The sequence below is a fragment of the Ruminococcus difficilis genome (genome assembly GCF_016680995.1).
The window spans coordinates 1-2135 of record NZ_JAEQMG010000146.1 but is presented as its reverse complement, the minus strand read 5'-3'; the positions used below and the strand labels follow the sequence as shown (position 1 = coordinate 2135).

Genomic DNA, 2135 nt, shown 5'->3' with positions numbered 1-2135 from the left:
CGATCTTGGCAACGCACAATATCGGATTGTGGATGCCCATCGGACTATCAGTTGGGTTGTGTCTCGGTTTGGTGCTGCGTCATAACAGTGAAAATGATAATGAGGATGGCACGGACGATAAGCAATAAGCATGCTCCCGTTTGGCAGCCGGCAAATTCTGATTTATCGCATTTACTATTATGGCAATCGCAGGCAGCCTTATATGAGGTTGCCTGTTTTTTATGCCCTGAAACGAATCGCATATTACGATATTTCTCCTGTTTCTTATATAATATAGGTAAAGGAGAGGATACGGTATGAAAAGAATGTTAGCTGATGTTCGCCCTGAACTTATAAATGAATGGTCACAGCGCAATTTACCTCTTACGCCGGACAGCGTAACGCACGGCTCTAATAAAATTGTATGGTGGAAAGGCAAATGCGGACACGAATGGAGAGCTTCAGTAAAAAACAGAGTAATCGGCGGAAGTGGTTGTCCTTACTGTTCCCACAATGCGATATTAGAGGGCTTCAATGACCTCGCTTCTCAAAAGCCTGAACTTGCCGCAGAGTGGTCAGCCAGAAACGCCCCTCTACTCCCCACACAAGTTACTGTTTTTGCTAATCGCAAGGCTTGGTGGAAATGCAGAGAGTGCGGCAATGAATGGGAAACACTCATTACTACTCGTTCAGACGGAAGTAAATGTCCGTATTGTAGCGGTTATATATTACTCAAAGGGGTTAATGATTTGGCTACGAAATATCCGCAGCTTGCGGAGGAATGGTCAGACCGAAACCTACCACTTACTCCTGATACGGTAAATGATAAATCTCGTAAAAACGTGTGGTGGAAATGTCGGACTTGCGGCTTTGAGTGGAAATCAGTAATATATTCAAGAGCCAACGGATCAATGTGTCCCGTTTGCGCTGAACGAGCCATATTGACAGGATATAATGACTTGGCTACAACAGACACACATCTTATTTCAGAATGGGACTTTGATAAAAACACAAGTTTTTCACCGGAGCATATTTCAAGGCACTCAATGTACGGCGTTTGGTGGAAATGTCCCCTAAACCATTCATATAAGGCTCGCATATCAGACAGAGTAAGCGGAATGGGTTGTAAGGTGTGTGATAAGGAGTACAAAAGCGTACTTCCCAAATTGGCGATTATGGTATATGCCGGAATGAATAGAATGTCTGTTAAGTTTGATGATGATAGCATTATCGGTATTCCATTAGAAACATATATACCCGAAGAAAAGCTCGCTATTGAAACTTCTAAGCCTAACGATAACATTTTGAGATTAAAGCAATACCTGTGCAAAAAGCGGAATATTAAGCTCGTGTATATTGCCTATGGACGTACCGATGAAATATCTCTATTGGAAAGGATTAAACAGGTGTTTCGCTCTGTTCATATCTATATAAACTCAGACACAGAAAAAGACGCAGAGATTATTAGACAACGCTTTTACGATTGGAGATTAAGACAATCTCAATCTGTAATAGCTCAAAAATGAGGAGGAATTTATAATGAAAAACCCGAAATACCACGTTTACCTAACGAACGAAGAACGCTCCGAGGTTTTGAAATCACTGATTGACCTCAAGAATGATATGATCGCACGAGGAAAATATACGGATGTAATAGATGAGGTTATCACCAAACTTTATAATGCCCGCAAAAAGAATATAAAGGTAATATACAATTAAATATAGCTTATAGCCGTCTGTTCCTTAATTGGAACAGGCGGCTTTTTTGTGTTTTAAAAGTTTTTTTAAATTTTTTAAAAAATTTTTGAAATTTACTTCAAAAATGACCTCTCCCATTAGGTATAAGTGAAAGGGCTTTTTTCCGAGCAATCGAAAAAGACCTTTTCACTGAACTTTGACAACTGAATATCATTTCTTCAAGTACGTTACTTGTGTAAGCAGAAATGCTAAGCTACCGAAGCGGTACGCCACGACCTCTCTTTGAGAGCGAGCGCTAATTCCGTCTGCGAGTATCGGGCTGCTCCCGATATGGCGACGACCTACACAAGCGATAATGATACTTCTCTACGGAGCTGGCGGAGTACCCGGCAGAGGTGAGATTCCTATGAGCCTGATAGCAGTCAGGCGCTTGAAGAACTTCCCATATAGATTTATCT

At 41.2% G+C, this 2135-nt stretch carries 2 protein-coding genes; both read left to right on the top strand.

The window, feature by feature from the left end:
* The first annotated feature begins 296 nt into the window (after nucleotides 1-296).
* Nucleotides 297-1505 carry a zinc-ribbon domain-containing protein gene (locus JKK62_RS13870; protein WP_201428414.1) on the top strand — a complete coding sequence of 403 codons (1209 nt, stop codon included), beginning with the start codon at nucleotides 297-299 and terminating at the stop codon, nucleotides 1503-1505.
* Nucleotides 1506-1518: 13 nt separating this feature from the next.
* Nucleotides 1519-1698 carry a hypothetical protein gene (locus JKK62_RS13865; protein WP_201428413.1) on the top strand — a complete coding sequence of 60 codons (180 nt, stop codon included), beginning with the start codon at nucleotides 1519-1521 and terminating at the stop codon, nucleotides 1696-1698.
* The last annotated feature ends 437 nt before the right edge of the window (nucleotides 1699-2135 follow it).